The 1,513-nt window shown below is 68.5% G+C and carries 1 protein-coding gene; it reads right to left on the bottom strand.

What is annotated here, in order from left to right; genetic code table 11:
• Window positions 1-22 precede the first annotated feature (22 nt).
• Window positions 23-1,474, bottom strand: a complete 1,452-nt coding sequence (locus tag SLP03_RS31350; protein WP_413644777.1) for an IS701 family transposase — start codon at window positions 1,472-1,474, stop codon at window positions 23-25.
• Between the last annotated feature and the right edge of the window lie 39 nt (window positions 1,475-1,513).

The following is a 1,513-nucleotide window of genomic DNA, read 5'->3' as shown; positions in this document are numbered from 1 at the left end:
CTAGTACGGCAGCCGCCAATTGCTAGCTGACCAGGGCGTAGTCCCGGTTCAGCCGTGTGCGTTGGTGGAACCAGCGTGCGCGGGCCTGGTGACGGCGTCGCCAGTTGAGCCAGTGCGTGTCGTGGCCGGGTGGTTTCGGTTGGTGGAGGGCGTTGGCGAGGAGTCGTTTGACCTCGGGGACGGTCAGCGGGATCATTCCGGGCTCGGGTGGCGGCGGCTGGTCCGGTGTGCTCGGCGGCGGTGCCTGGGTGTCGGTGCGGTCGGTGAGGTGGGCGGCGGTGACCGCGCAGACGGCGAGGGCGGCCATGACCAGCACGGTGTGCCGCGCGATCGCGGTGTAGAGCCTCGCCTGGCACTGGTCCAGGCCGAAGTGGTCCTTGCTGAACTCGAAATCCTCCTCGACCGGCCAGCGCAGCCCTGCGGCGCGGATCAGCCTCGTCTTGGTCAGGGGTTGCCCCTCGGGCACATGGCAGTAGTGGAAGGCCAGCTCGCCGCTGCGCAGGTGACGGCGGACCAGCAGGTGATGCCGCGGCGAGGCGGTGGCGATCCACGCCCAGGCGTACCAGCGTTGTCCCTTTGATCCGGTACCGGCCGAGCGGACCTCCCACCGTTGCTTGTCCTTGGCCAGCAGCGTGACGGCCTGCGCGCAGGTCAGCTTCGTCTCGGAGGGCAGGTCGATCATGAAAGTGGAGGCGACTCGCAGCACGTACGCCTGCCCGTATTGCTCGAAGAACTCCCGCAACTGTGTGCAGTTGCCGTACACCTCGTCGCCGCAGGCGAAGTCGAACGCCAGGCCGTCGGCGAACGCATCAGCACAGATATCGATGGCCAACTGGCCCTTGGTGCGGAACTCCACCTCCGGCGGCAGCCCCATACCGGCCGAGGCCTGCGGGTCGGTGATGTGCTCGGCCGGGATCCACTGACGCGCCCCGATCAACGCGTGCCCCGTCTTCTCCCGAACGTAGGACAGGTGCACGGTGTTGATTCCGTTCGCGACTCGACCCGCGCACCCCATGTACTGCCGCTTCACCCCACACGTCGCGACGCCCTGCTTCGGCTGGCCCGTCTCGTCCAACGCCCCGACCACCAACCCACGCCGCCGCCGACGACCCGCCGCCGCGTCCAGACCCCCGGCCACGAACCGCCGAATGTGGGCCATCGCGGCCGTCGTGTCCCACACCGCCCGGTTCAACAACCGCTGCGTACGGTCCGGCGTGGCGTCCCCGACCTGCTCAGCGATGCTCCACCCGTTCCGCTTCGGCACCCGACTGACCAACGCCGAGATGTACCTGCCCGCGTGCTGCCACGTCTGCGTCCGCACAAAACACGACCGCAGCTCCTCCAACAGCTCGGCCCGTTCCCGCACCGCACGCCCGGCCGCTACCCTGGCAGCAGCAGCCGCCTTCGATCTTGTAGTCCTCACAAACACATGATCGACAGGCGGCTGCGTCCACTTCGCACGCCCCCACCGCATCCCGCGAGGTCAGACCGCCAATGGCGGCTGCCGTACTAG

It is taken from the genome of Micromonospora sp. RTP1Z1 (assembly GCF_033804685.1).
In the GTDB taxonomy this organism is placed as follows: Bacteria; Actinomycetota; Actinomycetes; order Mycobacteriales; family Micromonosporaceae; genus Micromonospora.
Note: the sequence above shows the minus strand (reverse complement) of the source record. Positions and strands in the feature narration are given on the sequence as shown.

Coding starts and splice junctions, on each gene's coding strand:
- SLP03_RS31350 (WP_413644777.1), bottom strand. CDS start 1,474: ATGCGGTGGGGGCGTGCGAAGTGGACGCAGCCGCCTGTCGATCATGTG.